Consider the following 16,751-nt stretch of genomic DNA (forward strand, 5'->3'; position numbering starts at 1 on the left):
TGGGGGTGTAGCTCAGTTGGTTAGAGCGCATGCCTGTCACGCATGAGGTCGCGAGTTCGACCCTCGTCACTCCCGCCATTATTCTTGCCCAGATAGCTCAGTCGGTAGAGCAGGGGACTGAAAATCCCCGTGTCGGTGGTTCGATTCCGCCTTTGGGCACCACTACTGACTTTTAAATAAATATGGCGACGTCGCCAAGCGGTAAGGCAGAGGTCTGCAAAATCTCCACTCACCAGTTCAAATCTGGTCGTCGCCTCCATATGTAAATAACAGTTCTTCGGAACTGTTTTTTTTCATTTTCACTTGTTTTTTGGGCTTTTTGTCAAATGGTGTTGGTAAAAAAATTAAAAAGAGAGATACTGGCATATCTCTCTTTTTGCTCTTTTTTACTTATATTTTTCTAGTTAATTTAATTATAGCATAGATTTTTAAGAAATTCAATGGTACAATAAATTGCTCTTCTTTCTTCGCTATTCACTTCGAGAAAGGAGGTGGACAAGTGAGAAAGCTTATATTTTTTCTAGTTATGATAGTTTTATTTTTAATTCTATCTAAAAACGTTTATTAATGTTTTTTGTGGGAGAACTCTGGCAGGTTCTCCTGCTTTTTTATTTCAAAGAAAAATAAAAAGCTAAAATCTAGAATTATAGATATGTAGATAGAAGTAGAGAATAAAACACTCTACTTTTTTTATTACGTAAATAGTGTACACTATTTAAAAATAAGACAAAAAGTATTGACAAAAAACAATTTACAAGTTATTATTTAATTGTAAACGGTTACATAGAGTGGTGATAATATGAAAATGAAAGATATTGCAAGAGAATTAGGGCTATCAGTAGCCACTGTTTCAAGAGTAGTAAATGGACATAGTAATGTAAATGAGCAGACAAAAAAGAGAGTGGAGGAGTTTATTAAGAAGAAAAATTATACTCCTAATGTAATAGCTCAAAATCTATCAAAAATGGAAAACAGGACTATAGCTCTGCTTGTTCCTAATATCAGCAACCCATTTTTTGCAACTCTTATAAACTATATTTGTAAAAATTTTAATAGATATGGATATCAGATAGCTTTATACAATACAACTGAAAATTTAGAGCAGGAGAAAGAAGCTATAAAGAATATTTTAGGACATAGAATAGCAGGGGTGATAGCTATACTTATAGCTGGAGAGTATGAGGAAAATCCCTTAGCTTCTCTATTGAGACAGAGAATACCAGTGTATCTTTTAGATAGAGATTTTGAGTATTCTAAGGTGGCTGGAGTTTTTTTAGATAACTATATTGGAGCTTATAAAATTACGAAAGAACTATTAGAAAGAGGACACCGAGAGATAGCATTGATAACAGGAAATTTAGATTTTTTAAATGCTAGAGAGAGGTTGAAAGGGTATATTGAAGCTCATAAGGATATGGGAATAGAGTTTAAAGAGGAGAATATCTATGAAGGAGATTATCTTTTTGAAAGTGGATATGAGATGGGAAAAAGACTCTTACCAACATCTGTAACTGCTGTATTTTCATCTAATAGTTTGATGTTGTATGGAGTGTTGAAAGCTTTGAAAGAGGAGAGAAGAGAGATACAGTTAGCTTGTTTTGAAAGAGTAGATTTTTTTGATCTCCTAGATAGAGAGGTTGTAGCTTGTTCCATTCCGTTGAAAAAAATGGGAGAGGAGATTTGTGAACTCTTTATTTCAAAAGAGAAGAGTAAAAAAGTGTATATAGAACCAGTTTTAGAAAAGTAAAGGAGGACATATGAAAAAAATAGTTGTAGTTGGAAGTATAAATATGGACTTGGTTACAATTTGTAATAGAGTGCCTGAGGGAGGAGAAACACTTTTTGGAGAGGAGTTTTTTCAAGTTCCTGGAGGGAAGGGTGCTAATCAGGCAGTGGCTATTGGAAAATTGGGTACAGATGTAACTATGCTTGGTAAAGTTGGGAAAGATTCTTTTGGAAAAGATTTGATAGAAGCTATGAAGAAAAGTGGTGTTAAGACTGAACATATAAAAGAGGGAGAGAAGGCCACTGGAATAGCAAAGATAATAGTTGAGAAAAATGGACAGAATAGAATACTCGTTGTAGCAGGTGCTAATAGTGAGGTAGATAGAGAGTATATAGATGAGCATCTAGATGTAATTAGAGATTGTGATGTTTTGGTAGCTCAACTGGAGATACCAATTGAGACAGTTGCTTATGCTCTTGAAAAGGCTAAGGAATTTGGGAAAATGACTATTCTAAATCCTGCACCAGCTAGAGAATTAAGTGAGGATATAATTAGAAATAGTGATTTGATAATTCCTAATGAGAGTGAATTAGCATTGATGACAGGGATGAAAACTGACACTCACGAAGAGATAAAAGAGGCTGGAGAAAAGTTATTAAATTTAGGAGTGAAAGATCTCATAGTGACTTTGGGAAGTAAGGGATCTTTACATTTAAATAGAGAGGTATGTGAATTTCACTCAGCTTATAAAGTTAAGGCCGTTGATACAACAGCAGCTGGTGATAGCTTTATAGGTGGGCTAGTGAGAGAGTTAAAAGGTAACAACTTAAGTGAAGCTATAGAGTTTGCAACAAAAGTTTCAGCCATAGCAGTGACAAAAAAAGGAGCTCAAACATCAATACCAACAATAGAAGAGGTAGAAAATTTTAAGGGGGTAAAAAATGAAGAAAAGTAGACTTTTAAACAGCGAACTATCATATGAGATATCAAAAATAGGGCATACAGCTCATATTACACTTTGTGATGCTGGACTTCCTATACCCAGAGATGTAAAGAGAATAGACTTGGCAGTAGAAGCTGGACTACCTAGTTTTATAAGTGTTTTGGAGCCTATATTGAGTGAGATGCAAGTGGAAGAGATTATTTTAGCTGAAGAGATAAAAGATAAAAATCCTGAGATGTTGAAAAATATAATGAGAGCTTTTGAAAGAGCGAATATGAGTCCTAAAATAGTTTGGGTAAAACACGAGGAGTTTAAGAAAATAACAAAAGAGAGTGAGGCAATAGTGAGAACTGGAGAGTGTTCTCCATATTCAAATGTTATTTTAAAATCAGGAGTAGTTTTCTAGGAGAAATTTATGAATAAAGAGATTGTATTAAAGATGAGTGACATAGTAAAAACATTTCCTGGAGTAAAAGCTTTAGATGGAGCTAGTATCAATATATATAAAGGTAGAGTTATGGCACTTATGGGAGAGAATGGGGCTGGAAAATCTACACTTATAAAAGTTATGACAGGAATCTATAATATGGATAGTGGAAGCCTCTATGTTGGGAATTCAAAAGTTGATTTTAGAAATGTAAATGATTCTCAAGAGAAGGGGATAGCAGTTATACATCAAGAGTTAAATCTTATTCCAGAGCTATCTATTACAGAGAATATATTTTTAGGTAGAGAGATGGTAAATTCATTTGGAACAATAGATAGATCTCTGATGAAAAGGGAAGCGAAGATGCTCCTAGATAAGTTGAATATCAAAGAGAGTGAGGATACTCTAGTTAAGGATCTAACTATTGGAAAGATGCAGATGGTAGAGATTGCAAAAGCTCTTTCACAAAATGCAAAGATAATAGTTATGGATGAGCCTACAGATGCACTTACAGATAGTGAAACAGAGAGCTTGTTCAAAGTTATTAGAGAACTTACTGCTGAAGGAAAAAGTATTGTCTATATATCTCACAGACTGAAGGAGATTCCTGAGATCTGTGATGATATAACGGTGATGAGAGATGGTAAATTTATCTGTGAAGCTGAAGTAAAGGACATTGATGAAGAGTTTATAATTAGAAACATGGTAGGAAGAAGCCTTGATGAGCAGTTTCCGAGAGTAAAAGTAGAGAAGGGAAAAGAGGTTTTAAAAGTACAAAATTTAAAAAATAGATATGTCAATGATATTTCTTTTACATTGCACGAGGGTGAGATCTTGGGAATATCAGGATTGATGGGAGCTGGAAGAAGTGAGTTGGCAAAAACTATCTATGGACATTTGAAAAAAGATAGTGGAAAAGTACTTATAAACGGAGAAGAAAAGAATATAAAATCAGCTAAAACTGGAATAGAGTGTGGAATAGCTTATGTATCTGAAGATAGAAAAGGTGACGGATTGGTTTTGGGAATGAGTGTTAAGGATAATATGACACTATCAGCTTTAAACTTTTTCTCAAATATTTTTAAATTAGAGCATAAGAAAGAGGAATCAAGTGTAGAGGAGTATATTAAAAAATTTAGAATAAAAACTCCTACTATGGAGCAAAAAATAAAAAATTTAAGTGGTGGAAATCAGCAAAAGGTAGCTATTGCTAAGGCTTTATTGACAAATCCTAAAATCTTGATATTAGATGAACCTACAAGAGGAGTAGATGTGGGAGCGAAAAAAGAGATTTATGACTTTATCAATGAACTAAAATTAAAGGGCTTGAGCATAATAATGATATCTTCAGAGATGCCAGAGATAATAGGGCTTAGTGATAGAATAATAGTTATTCATAATGGTAAGATTACTGGAGAGTTTTTAGCTGAGGAAGCAACTCAAGAAAATATAATGAGATGTGCAGTAGGAGGAAAAGAATGTTAAAAAAAATATGGAGTAATAAGCCACTAATAGGACTTATTATATTTGTAATAATAGTATCTGTATTAAATCCCAGATTTTTAACTCATGCAAATATGTTGAATGTATTGAGACAGACTTCAATTAACTCGATAATAGCAATAGGAATGACTTTGGTAATATTGACTGGTGGGATCGATCTATCTGTAGGTTCTATATTAGCAATTTGTGGGGCTGTGATGGCATCACTTTTAAATTCAGGTCAAAATCCAGTGTTTGCTTTAATAATAACATTGATTTTAGGATTGGTCTTTGGATTTTTTAATGGATTTTTAGTTGCAAAGATGAAACTCCAAGCTTTCATAGTAACGTTGGTAACAATGACGTTTTTAAGAGGAGCAACACTTGTATTTACAGAGGGAAAACCAATAACTATAGATGATGGTGGTATGCTTTTTGAAAATATAGGTGGAGGTTATATATTTAATATACCTATTCCTATTTACATTATGGTGGTTCTTTTTATAGCTGGGTACTATCTGTTGATGCATACAAAATTTGGAAGATATACCTATGCTATAGGTGGAAATGAAGAAGCTACAAAACTTTCAGGTATAAATGTAGATAAGGTAAAGATATGGGTATATGGATTATGTGGTATGTTATCAGCTCTTGCAGGAGTAATTTTAACTTCTAGATTATATTCAGCTCAACCTACAGCTGGAAGTGGTTATGAACTAGATGCTATAGCTGCAGTAGTTTTAGGAGGAACATCTCTTGCTGGAGGAGTTGGAAGAATCACAGGGACAGCACTGGGAGCATTGATAATTGGTGTTTTAGGAAATGCTTTAAACCTATTGAATGTATCGTCTTACTATCAAATGATGATAAAAGCTTTGGTAATCTTAGTGGCAGTTTTAATAGATAGAAAATCTAATAAATAAATGTTGAGGTGATGAGAATGAAAAAAACAATGAAATTATTTGGAATGGCAGCTTTAATTATGGTGGCTTCAAGTGTTGCTAATGCAGAAAAAATAGGACTTGTAGTATCTACTCAAAACAATCCGTTCTTTGTTACATTGAAAGAGGGAGCAGAGGCAAAAGCTAAGGAATTAGGACATGAGTTAATAGTTTTAGATTCTCAAAATGACCCTTCTAAAGAGTTGGGAAATGTAGAAGATCTATTGATAAGAGGAGTAGATGTTCTATTGATAAATCCTACAGATTCAGATGCGGTAGCTAGTTCTGTAAGAGCAGCAAATAGAAGTAAGGTTCCAGTTGTAACATTGGATAGAGCGGCAAATAAAGGTAAAGTAGTATCTCATGTGGCATCAGATAATGTTTTAGGTGGAGAGATGGCTGGAAACTACATAATAGAACAGTTAAATGGTCAAGGAAAAGTTGTAGAGCTTGAAGGAATACCTGGAACAACAGCTGCTAGAGATAGAGGAGCTGGATTCAACAAAGCTGTAAATGGTAAGTTGACAGTAGTGGCAAAACAGGCTGCAGACTTTGATAGAACAAGAGGATTGACAGTAATGGAGAATATATTACAGGCTCAACCTGAAATTAATGCAGTGTTTGCTCATAATGATGAGATGGCATTAGGAGCTTTAAAAGCTATTGAAGCAACAGGAAAAGATATATTAGTTGTGGGATTTGATGCAACTGATGACGCTGTATCAGCTGTTAAAGCTGGAAAATTAGGTGCGACAGTGGCACAAAAACCAGCTGAAATAGGAGCTGTAGGAATAGAAGTAGCTGATAAAATTGTTAAAAAACAAGATGTTCCAGCAAATGTTCCAGTAGCTTTAGAATTGATAAAAAGATAGGATATGATTAGGAGAGAGGTGCAGAAGTGTACCTCTCTCCTCTTTGTTATTGTAGAAGAATAAAAAACAACTTTTTTGAATTTTATATTGACAAATTGTTTTATTTTTAGTACAATGTTCTCGTGAACAATAATTATAATAATACAATTTATATGGTAAAAAAAGTGAAAGCTATTTAAAAAGGAGTGTTTAAAATGAGAAATTTAGAGAAGTATCATGGAGTAATACCAGCATTTTATGCTTGTTATGACAAAGATGGAAATATTAGCGTAGAGGGAGTAAAAGCTTTAACTAGATATTTCGTTGAAATGGGAGTTAAAGGTGTTTATGTAGGAGGATCTTCTGGAGAGTGTATTTATCAATCTAAAGAAGAGAGAAAAGTAGTTTTAGAAACAATAATGAAAGAAGCACAAGGAAAGTTAACTGTAATAGCTCACGTAGCTTGTAACAACACAGCTGACAGTATGGAATTAGCTGCACATGCAGAGAGTTTAGGAGTAGATGCAATAGCTGCTATACCACCTATCTATTTCCGTTTACCAGAGCATGCAATTGCTAAATACTGGAACGATATCTCAAGTGCTGCACCTAATACAGATTTCATAATTTATAATATTCCACAATTAGCAGGAGTAGCTTTAACACCATCATTATATAAAGAAATGTTAAAAAATCCTAGAGTAATTGGAGTTAAAAACTCTTCAATGCCTATTCAAGATATCCAAACATTCAAAGCTATAAGCGGAAAAGATTCTATCGTATTCAATGGTCCAGATGAGCAGTTTATCGGTGGATTTATGATAGGAGCAGAGGGAGGAATAGGAGGAACTTATGGTGCAATGCCTAAATTATTCCTTAAAGCTTTAGATTGTTTCAAAAAAGGAGATTACGAAACAGCTCGTGCTATCCAATATGATGTAAATGATATAATTACAGCTCTATGCTCTTGTAAAGGAAATATGTATGGAGTAATTAAAGCAACTTTAAAAATCAACCACAACATAGAGATTGGAGGAGTTCGTTCTCCATTAGCAAATCTTGTTGAAGAGGATATGCCAAAAGTAGAGGCAGTTGCAAAATTAATAAGAGATACAGAAGCTAAATACTTATAATTTAAATGATAAAAAAGCCCCAGAGATGGGGTTTTTTTATTTTTTGTAAAAATCATATATTGGATGAAAAATAAAATATTATTAAAAAAAATATTATACATATATAAAATGTATACGGCTATATTGTGATGTTTGAAATGTTTATAATTTACAAAGTAAGTAGTTAAATAAAACAAACAATTGACTTTTAGAATAAAAGATGATAATATTTAAACGTAATTAAACAATATAACATAACGTTTGAAAATGGTGGAAATATGGAAAAATTGAAGGTTGAAGATTTAAAAAACGGATATACATACAATGCTAAGACAAAAATCTACTCTTGTGTATTTTGTGAAGAGGAGTTTGAAGATGGGTATATATATACAGAAGGTTATGATTATGTTACAGCTAAGAAAGCTATGGAATTACATATAGAGAAGGAACATCAAGGTATTATAAAGGCTTTTTTGAGCTTTGATAAAGAGGTAACTGGAGTTACAGAGACACAGAAAAAAATGATTCTGAATATGCTGGATAGAAAGACTACAAAAGAGATTGCCAAAGAGATGAGTATCTCTGAAGCTACAGTGAGAAGTAATAAATTTTATCTTCAGAAATTAAAAAATCAAGCTAAGATATTCCTTGCAATAATGGAGGAGTTAGAAGAGGTTTTACAGGAAGATGAGAGTTATCTAAATCAAGAAGATGGAGAGTTGAGAAATGTTTTTGAAACAAACTCAATGCAACTCTTCTTAAAAACAAAGGGATTGAAATAGGTGATATTGTTAAATGGTGGAGAGGTATATAGATAGAAGATGGAATATTTATATGATAATCATAAGTTATTTTATAAATAATTGTGTAAGTGGAGTAGTTTATGATGTGTATATAAACTACCTACAGGAGATAGATATAGATATTGCAAAATCCTTTTGGGGATATTATGGATACTCTATGTTTATATCAGCATTTATAATCACATTTATAAATAAAATAGGTTATAAGAAAATTCTTTTTCTTTCAGTAGGAAGCTGTAGTATAGGGCTCTTTGGAACTTTTTTATTACAGAGTGGTTTTTTTATAAGGATATTTATACTTCTGCTTTTGAGTGGAATACAGCTACACTACCTAATCTTGTTACCTTTTATAAATAAGTATACGAAATTAACTGAACAGGTAAAGTGGTTTTCAAGAGTTTATTATATAGGTTATGTTGGTTTTTTTATGACCACATACTTAGGAGGATATGCAACGATAGAGTTTTTCTCTAGAGTGACAAATCGTACATATCTAGAGGCGAAGGGGTTATCCAACTCTTTGGATACAATGGATAGTTTATTGAAAAGCCTCTATGTAACCTCAATGGGAAGGGTGATCCTGCTCTTGGGGATAATCTCTCTTTTAGGAATAATACCACTATTTTTTATAAAGGAGAATAGAGAGGATTACAGTGAGATTAGAGAGGGGAATAAAAATTTTGTAAAAGATATATTTAATAAAAGAAGAGAGATATTTAATAGACATTCAGTACTGTATCTCATCTATTGGGGATTGAATAACTTTGCAATCGGATTGTTTGTTCCATACTATACAATTTATTTCAATAGATATTTGAATATAGATAAGGTAACAACATCTCTACTACTTTCACTATCTTATATTGCAGTGGTACTCTTTATGTTTTTTACAGATACCATAGCTAAGCTAATAGGAAAGGTAAAAACACTATATCTTTCGATACTTTTGGCTATACCATTTATGATCTTGGTAGCTGAAGGGAATAGGTTTGGAGATAGTCGTATCTGGATAATAGGAGTGGCCTTGTTTATAAGAACAGGGATTATGAACTTGGGAAGTCCCATAGATAGTTCTTTGGCTGTGGAGGTTGTAAATGAGAAGATGGTTCCACTATACACTGGAATAATAAGTTTTATAACTGGAATAGCTGGTGTTTTAAGTGGTCAATTTACAGGTAAGATACTGTTTGATCAACCCAATGGATATAAGTTAGGTTACTATTTAGGGGCAGGTTTATATTTTATAGGGGCTTTGATAATTGCTACTAATTTTTCAAGATTTAATAAGATTAAAGGAGAGTAGTGAGTATATGGGAATGGAAGCAGAGAAGCGGGAGAGTAAATTTCAAAAGATATTAAAAGAGTTAGAATATATCAAATATACTCTAAATGGATTGATGACTTGGGACAACTTGATAAACTTACCTAATGGAGCCATAGAGTATAGAAAAAAAGTTATGAATTACTTTGTTCAAGATTACTATAAAAAAATCTGTTCTATAGAGTTTAGACGTGGTTTTCAGAAGTTGGAAAACAAAAATGAAAAGTCAGAGATAGAGAGAGCTATTTTGAGGAATATAAGAAAAGAGTATGGACATATGCAGAAGATTCCTGTAGAGGAGTATGGAAGATATGTTGAGCTCTTGACTGAAGTTGAAGAGGAGTGGAAAAAGGCTAGGGAGTTAGATGATTACTCTAAAGTGAAGAAGGGCTTGGAAGAGGTATTCTCTTGTTTGAAGAGCTTTGCTAAATATCGTGGGGAAGAGAGTAGAACATATGAAACTTTAGTAGAATATTATACAGAGAATATAACTTTGGAAAGAGTTGAGGATGCAATTTCAGAGATAAAAAAGGAGCTACTACCAATTTTACAAAGTGTTAAATTGAGAGAAGAAGAGAGTTTAAATCTAAAGGTTCAAGATGAAAATAGGCAGTTGATACTTTCAAAAGAATTGATGAGTTTGCTAGGCTTTGATTTTAACTTTGGAAGAGTAGATATTGGGGAGTATCCTACAACTTTGAGCAATACTCCTAATGATGTAAGAGTGATAACAAGCTTTAAAGACAATTTATTAACAGGTATTTACAATACTTTGCACGAGTGTGGAAAGGGGTTGTATGAGCAGGGAATAGATAGAGAATTGCTTGGAAACTATTTAGGGGAGATACCTTCTCAGGTATTGAATGAAGCGATAGCTAAAATTTATGAAAATAGAATAGGAAGAAATAAAAAATTTAGTGCCGTTTTATTGGAGGAGGTACAAAAAGTTTTTTCAGAGTTCCAAAATATAGAAGAGGAAGAGTTTTATAGAGCAATAAATAGAGTGGATAAAAATCCTATTAGAATAGAGAGTGATGAACTGAGCTACAATTTTCATATACTATTGAGATATGAGTTGGAGAAGGAGATGTTTCAAGGAAGTCTAAAATTTGAAGAGTTGTTTGAGAGATCTCAAGAGAAGTATAGAAAATATCTTGGAATAGAACTGACAAAAGAGGGTGATGGAGTTTTACAAGATGTCCACTGGGTGAGTGGCTATATTGGATTCTTTCCTACTTACATAGTGGCTGACATAATAGCAGGACAGCTTATAAATCAATTTGAAAAAGAGGAGAGTAAACTGGAGGAGATAATTGAGAAAAGAGAGTTCTCTAGGCTCAAAACTTGGTTGACTGAGAAGGTATTTAAATATGGAAGCTTGTATAGTTTGGAGGAGATTTTACTAAGAGTAACTGGTGAAGAGATAAATCCTAAATACTATATCGAGTATATGACTAGTAAATATAAAAGTTTGTATAATATAAAATGTAAAGCAATCTAGGAGGAAAAATGGAACGTTTTTTAGAGAAATTTGGATTAGGAGAAAAATTAAAAAAGAATTTGTTAGCTATTTTAATAGTTGCAGTGGGAGGGGCTATAATCTATGGTTTACCATATTTCCGTTATGACTATTATGACGCTTATTTGAAAGCTTATAACTTAACAAATGTACAAATGGGAGTTTTTGGAAGTATATATGGAGTTTTTGGAATGGTGTCTTATCTTTTTGGTGGTTATGTGGCAGATAGAGTTTCTGTAAAGAAAATACTTGTACTATCTTTGGTAGGAACAGGTGTTGGAGGATTTGTTCACTTGATACCAAACATTAGTTTTACTGCTTTAGTTTTACTATATGCATTTTGGGGATTTTCATCTTTATTTGCTTTCTGGCCAGCTTGTGTAAAGGCTGTTCGTATGTTATCTGATGCAGAGGGACAGGGAAAAGCTTTTGGAATATTTGAAGGTGGTAGAGGTGTAGCAGCTGCTTTGGGAGCATCAGTAGCTGTTATTGTATATAGACTAGGAGTTAAAGGGCTAGTAACTGATGAGATTTTAGGAATGAAGTATGTTATCATATTTTATTCAGTTATAAATGTACTTTGTGGTCTGCTAGTACAGTTTAATATGAAAGATGAGATAATGAAAAGTGATGAGAAGATCTCTTTTGCTGATATTGGAAAGGTAGTCAAATTACCAGCAGTTTGGATAATATCTATAGTAACTTTCTGTAACTATGTATTTACACTATCACTATACTATTTTGTACCATATGGAACATCACTTTTGGGAATGACAGTAACTTCAGCAGCAATATTAGCAGCTGTAAAGAGATATGTATCACCACTATCTAATATAGGTGGAGGATTCTTAGGAGATAAGATGGGAACAAGTAATCTTTTATCAATCTCTTTTATAGTTATGGCTTTAGGAACAGCTGGAATCTTATTTTTACCATTTAGTGGAACTACTTTAGTAATTTGGCTATTTGTAATACTATACATAGTAAACTATCTATTCTACAATGTAAACTACAGTCTTGTTTGGGCTATGATGGAAGAGGGAGCTATCCCAGATAAGTATTCAGGAACAGCAGCAGGATTGATATCTACAATAGGGTATTTACCTGAGATATTTATCTCTCTAATGGCAGGAAAGATATTGGATAAATTCCCAGGAGCATTAGGTTATCGTTATTTCTTTGGTTACCTAATTGTAATGTTATTATTAGGAGCTGTGTTTGTTGAGATTTGGAAAAGATACTTAAAGAAAAATAATCTTGTTAAAACAAAATAGGTAGGGTGTGTTGTAATGGAGAAAATTATAGAAGTTATTTTAAATAATATGGAGACGTTAAAAGAGAAGATTGGGGAGTGTAGAGAGTTAACTACTCAAACTGAGATTGTGGATTTTTTAAGAGAGAAGAGAGAAAATGGAGAAACAAATTGTGAGTATCTAGCTAGAGAGGGATTTTTTGATAAGATAAGTAAAGATGAGAAAACTCCATTAGTTTTTGATGGAAAGATACAGCCTGTATTTGATTATAAAGAGTGCATTTTTGAAAAGGTCTTTGTAGAGACAGATTTAGATACAGATGGAGATGGGAAGAGAGATCTTGTAGCTGTATATATTAGAAGATCTAAAGAGACTCTTGAAGGGATGAAAGTTCCGGCTATCTATGTGGCGAATCCATATATGATGAAGTGCGTTGAAGAGGTTTATGAAAAGAGAATGTATAATGTGGATAGAGATTTAGATCCAACTATAAAAGCAGAGGAGAAAAGAGAGGAAGTAGTACAAAAAGAGTTACCACCAAAAAGAATCAGTGTGGGAGAGGCAACTGTATCACCTACTGAAGAGATAGAGTTAGACTGTATATCTGAATGGTATAAATATTTTAACTCTAGAGGAGTAGCTTCAGTTTTCTCAGCTGGGGTAGGAACAGAAGGATCAGAAGGAATAAACTGTACAGGATCTAAAGATGAAAAAAAATGGGTAATATCAGTAATTGAATGGTTGAATGGAAAGAGAAAGGCTTTTACAGATAAAGAGAATAATATTGAGATAAAAGCTGAATGGTGTACTGGAAGAGTGGCTATGTCTGGAAAATCTTATCTAGGAACAATGTGTATTGCTGCAGCAACTACAGGAGTGGAGGGATTGAAAACAGTTATTCCAGAGGCAGCTATTTCAAGTTGGTATAATTATTATAGAATGAATGGAGTTACAGCTTCTCCATTAGGTTGGCAAGGTGATGATGCAGACTTGCTAACTGATTATTGTAGATGTAGAAAGCTAACTGATGACGAACAGATAAAGATAGCTGATAAGATCTCTGGAAGTATGAGAAGATGCTCTGATAGAGAGAGTGGAAATTACAATGATTATTGGAGAGAGAGAGATTACCTATTGGATGTTGATAAGATAAAAGCTTCAGTATTTATTGTACATGGATTAAATGACTGGAATGTAAAAACAAATCAATGTTATAACTTATGGAATGAGTTGAAAAAATATGGTGTTCCAAGTAAGATGATACTTCATCAAGGAGAGCACATATATATAGATAGATTAAAAGGTATAGACTTCAACGAGATTATGAATATGTGGATAAGTCACTGGCTATATGAAGTGGACAATGGTGTGATGACAAAAGTTCCAGATATTCTAGTACAAAGTAATTTAGATCAAGATGAATGGTTGAAGTTTGATAAAAACTCAAAAGGAATTGAAAAAATCTATAGAGTTGATAAAAATGGAAAACTTTCATTAAATTCAAAAGAGATCAGTGAAAAGAGTTTTCAATTGAGAGATGATATAACAACTCTAGGATTTGATAGAGAGAGTAAAAAAAGTGAAGAGTGGCAGAAACACTTGGTGTTAGATGTAGATAAAGAGAGAAAAGAGAGAGCTATCTATTTAGGAGATGTTTTAGATGAAAATATGATAATCTCTGGTGGAATAAAAGTTGGACTAGATTTTGTAAGTAAGCAAAATAAAGGGCTTTTGAGTGTTATGTTAGTTGATTATGGAAAACAGAAAAGATTGAATCCTGAGCAAAAATTTGTAGAGGAAGAGTGTATAACTCTAGGAAGAAAAACAGGAGAGGTTTCTAGATTTTTCTTTGCAAAAGATGATGAGTATAGTGAGTATAAGATAATCAGTAGAGGACATATGAATCTTCAAAATATAAGAGGAAGAGAGAAGAAGATAGCAATTGTTCCGGGAGAAACTTATAGTTGTGAGATAGATATGATACCTACAAACCATATTGTACCTAAAGGAAATAGAATAGGGCTTATAATATATGGAACAGATGTTGAGATCACACAACGTCCATTGGAAGTTATGGAGTATGAGATAAAAGAGAGTAGTATAGAATTAAAGTTTGAAGAGAAATAAGGAAATAGAAAAGAGCTGTTATAGTAGGGTTGTAACAGCTCTTTTTGTTGCTTGATTTTTTGTTGATTTCGAGGGATAATATAGGGGGATAAAATTGACTGGGAGGAGTTATGAATAAAAAACCAAAAGTAGTAGTTATTGGTGGCGGAAGTGGGATATCTGTTGTTTTGAGAGGATTGAAATACCTTCCAGTAGAATTGACAGCTATTGTGTCTGTAGCTGATGATGGTGGAAGTAGCGGAGCTTTGAGAAAAGAGTTTGATTCACCACCACCTGGAGATTTGAGAAACGTTTTAATAGCTTTAAGTGATGTGGAGCCAATAATAGAGGATGTATTTCAATATAGATTTAAAGAGGAGAGTTCTATAGGGGCACACCCTCTAGGAAATCTACTTATAATGGCAATGAATGAGATAACAGGGAATATGGGAGTAGCTGTTGATAGATTGAGAAAACTTTTTAATATAAAGGCTAAGATACTTCCAGCAACATTAGAAAGAGTTGTTCTTTATGGTGAAACTGAGAGTGGAGAGATCGTTGAAGGGGAGTCAAATATACCACTTGCTCAAGAGAGAATAAAAAGGGTATTCTATAGAAATGAGAGAGTTGCCCCAGAGGAGAATTTAAAGGTTTTAGAGGAAGCTGATCTAATAGTTTTTGGAATAGGAAGCTTGTACACAAGTCTAATTCCAAATCTGTTATTGAAGGGTGTGAAGGAGAGCTTGGAGAAAACTAAAGGAAAAGTTGTATATGTATGTAATGCAATGCAACAACCTGGAGAAACAGAGGGATATAGTGCAGTAGATCATATAGAGGCTATCTGTGAAGTGATAGGAGATAAGATTGTAAAGGAGATTGTGGTTGATACAAGAGAGATTCCAGAGGAGATATTAGAAAGATATCGCAAACAAAATAGTGACAAGGTAGTAGTAGATAAACATGAGTTGAAGAAAAGAGGGTTGAAGGTTAGGGATAGAGATATTTTAGAAATTGATTCTAAAGGTATGGTAAGACATCATCCTTATAAGCTTGCAGCAACGTTGTACTCTTTGATAAATAATTGGGAGGAATTTTATGTTTAAACATGTATTTGGACCTGTACCTTCAAGAAGATTGGGTGTTTCTTTGGGAGTTGATATGGTAGTTCCTAAGAGTTGTAATATGAATTGTGTTTTCTGTGAGTGTGGGGCTACAAAAAAATTAACTCTAAAAAGAGAGAGTTTTAAAGATGTTGATGAGATAAAAAATGAGATACAAGAGGTTTTAAAAAGTGTAAAACCTGATTATATAACTTTTTCTGGAAGTGGAGAGCCAACTTTGAGTAAGGATATAGGAGAGGTTATAGAGTGGATAAAGAAAAATACAGATGTGAAAGTCTGTGTAATAACAAATGGTTTATTATTGAAGGATGATAAGGTTGTAGAAGATATAAAAAATGCAGACTTAATAATTCCAACATTAAATAGTGTAGATAATTTAATATTTAAAAAGATAAATAGACCTTCTGTAGAGAGTGATGTTTCTCAATTGATGGAAGGATTAAAAAATTTGAGCGAAAAGTATAGTGGTGAAATATATGTTGAGACATTTATAATAGAAGGTTTAAATGATTCAGATGAACATACTCAAAAGATGATAGAATTTTTAAAAAATATAAAATTCAGCAAGTTACAGTTGAATACTTTGGATAGACCAGGGACAGAGATGTGGGTTAAACCAGCAAGTCAAGAGACATTGAAGAGAATAAAAGAGAGATATAACAGAAATGGAATAATGAATGTAGAGATTGTTGGTGAGATGAAAGAGTTAGAAAAAAAGATAGAATTGAATGCTGAATTGGTAAAAAATATGGAAGAAAAAAGAAAATATTCTGAAAAAGAATTGGAAAAAATATATAAAATAGAAAAATAATCAAAAAAAATTAAAAAATGTTTTTTTAGAAAACCCTTGAAAATATTGGGCTAAAATGGTGTTAAAATAAAAAAATAAAAAAACTTTAAAATTTTTTTAAAAAAGTGTTGACAGTTTTTATTATATGTGGTAATATTATATATGTCAGCGGGACGTAAGAAACGCAAGACGAAAAAAAGAGATGCCGCTTTAGCTCATCTGGTAGAGCAACTGACTTGTAATCAGTAGGTGATTGGTTCGACTCCGATAAGCGGCACCAGATGCCCCGTTCGTTCAGTGGTAAGGACATCAGATTTTCACTCTGGAAACAGGGGTTCGATTCCCCTACGGGGTAC

General features: G+C 33.1%; 14 protein-coding genes and 5 tRNA genes. All 19 read left to right on the top strand.

Annotated elements, in window-relative coordinates:
* Nucleotide 1: 1 nt before the first annotated feature.
* The 19 genes from ABNK64_RS10125 (at nucleotide 2) to ABNK64_RS10215 (ending at nucleotide 16,750) form a co-directional block, all read left to right on the top strand.
* Nucleotides 2–78 (top strand) — tRNA-Asp (locus ABNK64_RS10125).
* A gap of 8 nt (nucleotides 79–86) precedes the next feature.
* A tRNA-Phe gene (locus tag ABNK64_RS10130) sits at nucleotides 87–162 on the top strand.
* Nucleotides 163–184: 22 nt separating this feature from the next.
* Nucleotides 185–259 (top strand) — tRNA-Cys (locus tag ABNK64_RS10135).
* Nucleotides 260–799: 540 nt separating this feature from the next.
* Complete coding sequence (locus ABNK64_RS10140) at nucleotides 800–1,747, top strand: LacI family DNA-binding transcriptional regulator (protein WP_291254958.1); 948 nt, start codon at nucleotides 800–802, stop codon at nucleotides 1,745–1,747.
* Between the two features lie 10 nt (nucleotides 1,748–1,757).
* Entirely contained in the window at nucleotides 1,758–2,681 is a 924-nt protein-coding gene (gene rbsK, locus ABNK64_RS10145; protein WP_300390966.1) for a ribokinase, read from the top strand.
* Nucleotides 2,668–3,075, top strand: coding sequence for a D-ribose pyranase (rbsD, locus tag ABNK64_RS10150; RefSeq protein ID WP_349764284.1), 408 nt, complete (start codon nucleotides 2,668–2,670; stop codon nucleotides 3,073–3,075). The genes rbsK and rbsD overlap by 14 nt, the downstream gene beginning before the upstream one ends.
* Nucleotides 3,076–3,084: 9 nt before the next feature.
* Complete coding sequence (gene rbsA / locus ABNK64_RS10155) at nucleotides 3,085–4,581, top strand: ribose ABC transporter ATP-binding protein RbsA (RefSeq protein ID WP_349764285.1); 1,497 nt, start codon at nucleotides 3,085–3,087, stop codon at nucleotides 4,579–4,581.
* A complete protein-coding gene (gene rbsC, locus ABNK64_RS10160) occupies nucleotides 4,575–5,501 on the top strand; it encodes a ribose ABC transporter permease (RefSeq protein ID WP_291254962.1) in 927 nt (308 codons plus the stop codon). Before rbsA ends, rbsC begins: the two co-directional genes overlap by 7 nt.
* Nucleotides 5,502–5,518: 17 nt before the next feature.
* Complete coding sequence (rbsB, locus tag ABNK64_RS10165) at nucleotides 5,519–6,391, top strand: ribose ABC transporter substrate-binding protein RbsB (RefSeq protein ID WP_300343459.1); 873 nt, start codon at nucleotides 5,519–5,521, stop codon at nucleotides 6,389–6,391.
* A 194-nt stretch (nucleotides 6,392–6,585) separates the two neighbouring features.
* Nucleotides 6,586–7,503: a dihydrodipicolinate synthase family protein gene (locus ABNK64_RS10170; RefSeq protein WP_291254964.1), complete on the top strand. Its 918-nt coding sequence runs from the start codon at nucleotides 6,586–6,588 to the stop codon at nucleotides 7,501–7,503.
* A gap of 257 nt (nucleotides 7,504–7,760) precedes the next feature.
* On the top strand, nucleotides 7,761–8,264 hold the full coding sequence (locus tag ABNK64_RS10175; protein WP_300389710.1) for a helix-turn-helix transcriptional regulator: 504 nt from the start codon (nucleotides 7,761–7,763) through the stop codon (nucleotides 8,262–8,264).
* A 13-nt stretch (nucleotides 8,265–8,277) separates the two neighbouring features.
* Nucleotides 8,278–9,588, top strand: a complete 1,311-nt coding sequence (locus ABNK64_RS10180; protein ID WP_349764286.1) for an MFS transporter — start codon at nucleotides 8,278–8,280, stop codon at nucleotides 9,586–9,588.
* Entirely contained in the window at nucleotides 9,545–11,107 is a 1,563-nt protein-coding gene (locus ABNK64_RS10185; RefSeq protein ID WP_349764287.1) for a gluzincin family metallopeptidase, read from the top strand. The genes ABNK64_RS10180 and ABNK64_RS10185 overlap by 44 nt, the downstream gene beginning before the upstream one ends.
* Before the next feature lie 8 nt (nucleotides 11,108–11,115).
* Nucleotides 11,116–12,399, top strand: a complete 1,284-nt coding sequence (locus ABNK64_RS10190) for an MFS transporter (RefSeq protein WP_291254968.1) — start codon at nucleotides 11,116–11,118, stop codon at nucleotides 12,397–12,399.
* 15 nt (nucleotides 12,400–12,414) lie between these two features.
* On the top strand, nucleotides 12,415–14,505 hold the full coding sequence (locus ABNK64_RS10195) for a Xaa-Pro dipeptidyl-peptidase (protein WP_349764288.1): 2,091 nt from the start codon (nucleotides 12,415–12,417) through the stop codon (nucleotides 14,503–14,505).
* Nucleotides 14,506–14,615: 110 nt separating this feature from the next.
* Nucleotides 14,616–15,587, top strand: a complete 972-nt coding sequence (locus ABNK64_RS10200; RefSeq protein ID WP_349764289.1) for a gluconeogenesis factor YvcK family protein — start codon at nucleotides 14,616–14,618, stop codon at nucleotides 15,585–15,587.
* The gene (locus ABNK64_RS10205) at nucleotides 15,580–16,416 is read left to right on the top strand and encodes a radical SAM protein (RefSeq protein WP_349764290.1); all 837 of its coding nucleotides are present in this window, start codon (nucleotides 15,580–15,582) and stop codon (nucleotides 16,414–16,416) included. The genes ABNK64_RS10200 and ABNK64_RS10205 overlap by 8 nt, the downstream gene beginning before the upstream one ends.
* Nucleotides 16,417–16,599: 183 nt before the next feature.
* A tRNA-Thr gene (locus ABNK64_RS10210) sits at nucleotides 16,600–16,675 on the top strand.
* A 3-nt stretch (nucleotides 16,676–16,678) separates the two neighbouring features.
* Nucleotides 16,679–16,750: transfer RNA gene (locus ABNK64_RS10215), tRNA-Glu, on the top strand.
* Nucleotide 16,751: the final 1 nt, after the last annotated feature.

Origin of the sequence: Fusobacterium sp. SYSU M8D902 (assembly GCF_040199715.1) — a bacterium.
Lineage (GTDB): Bacteria > Fusobacteriota > Fusobacteriia > Fusobacteriales > Fusobacteriaceae > Fusobacterium_A.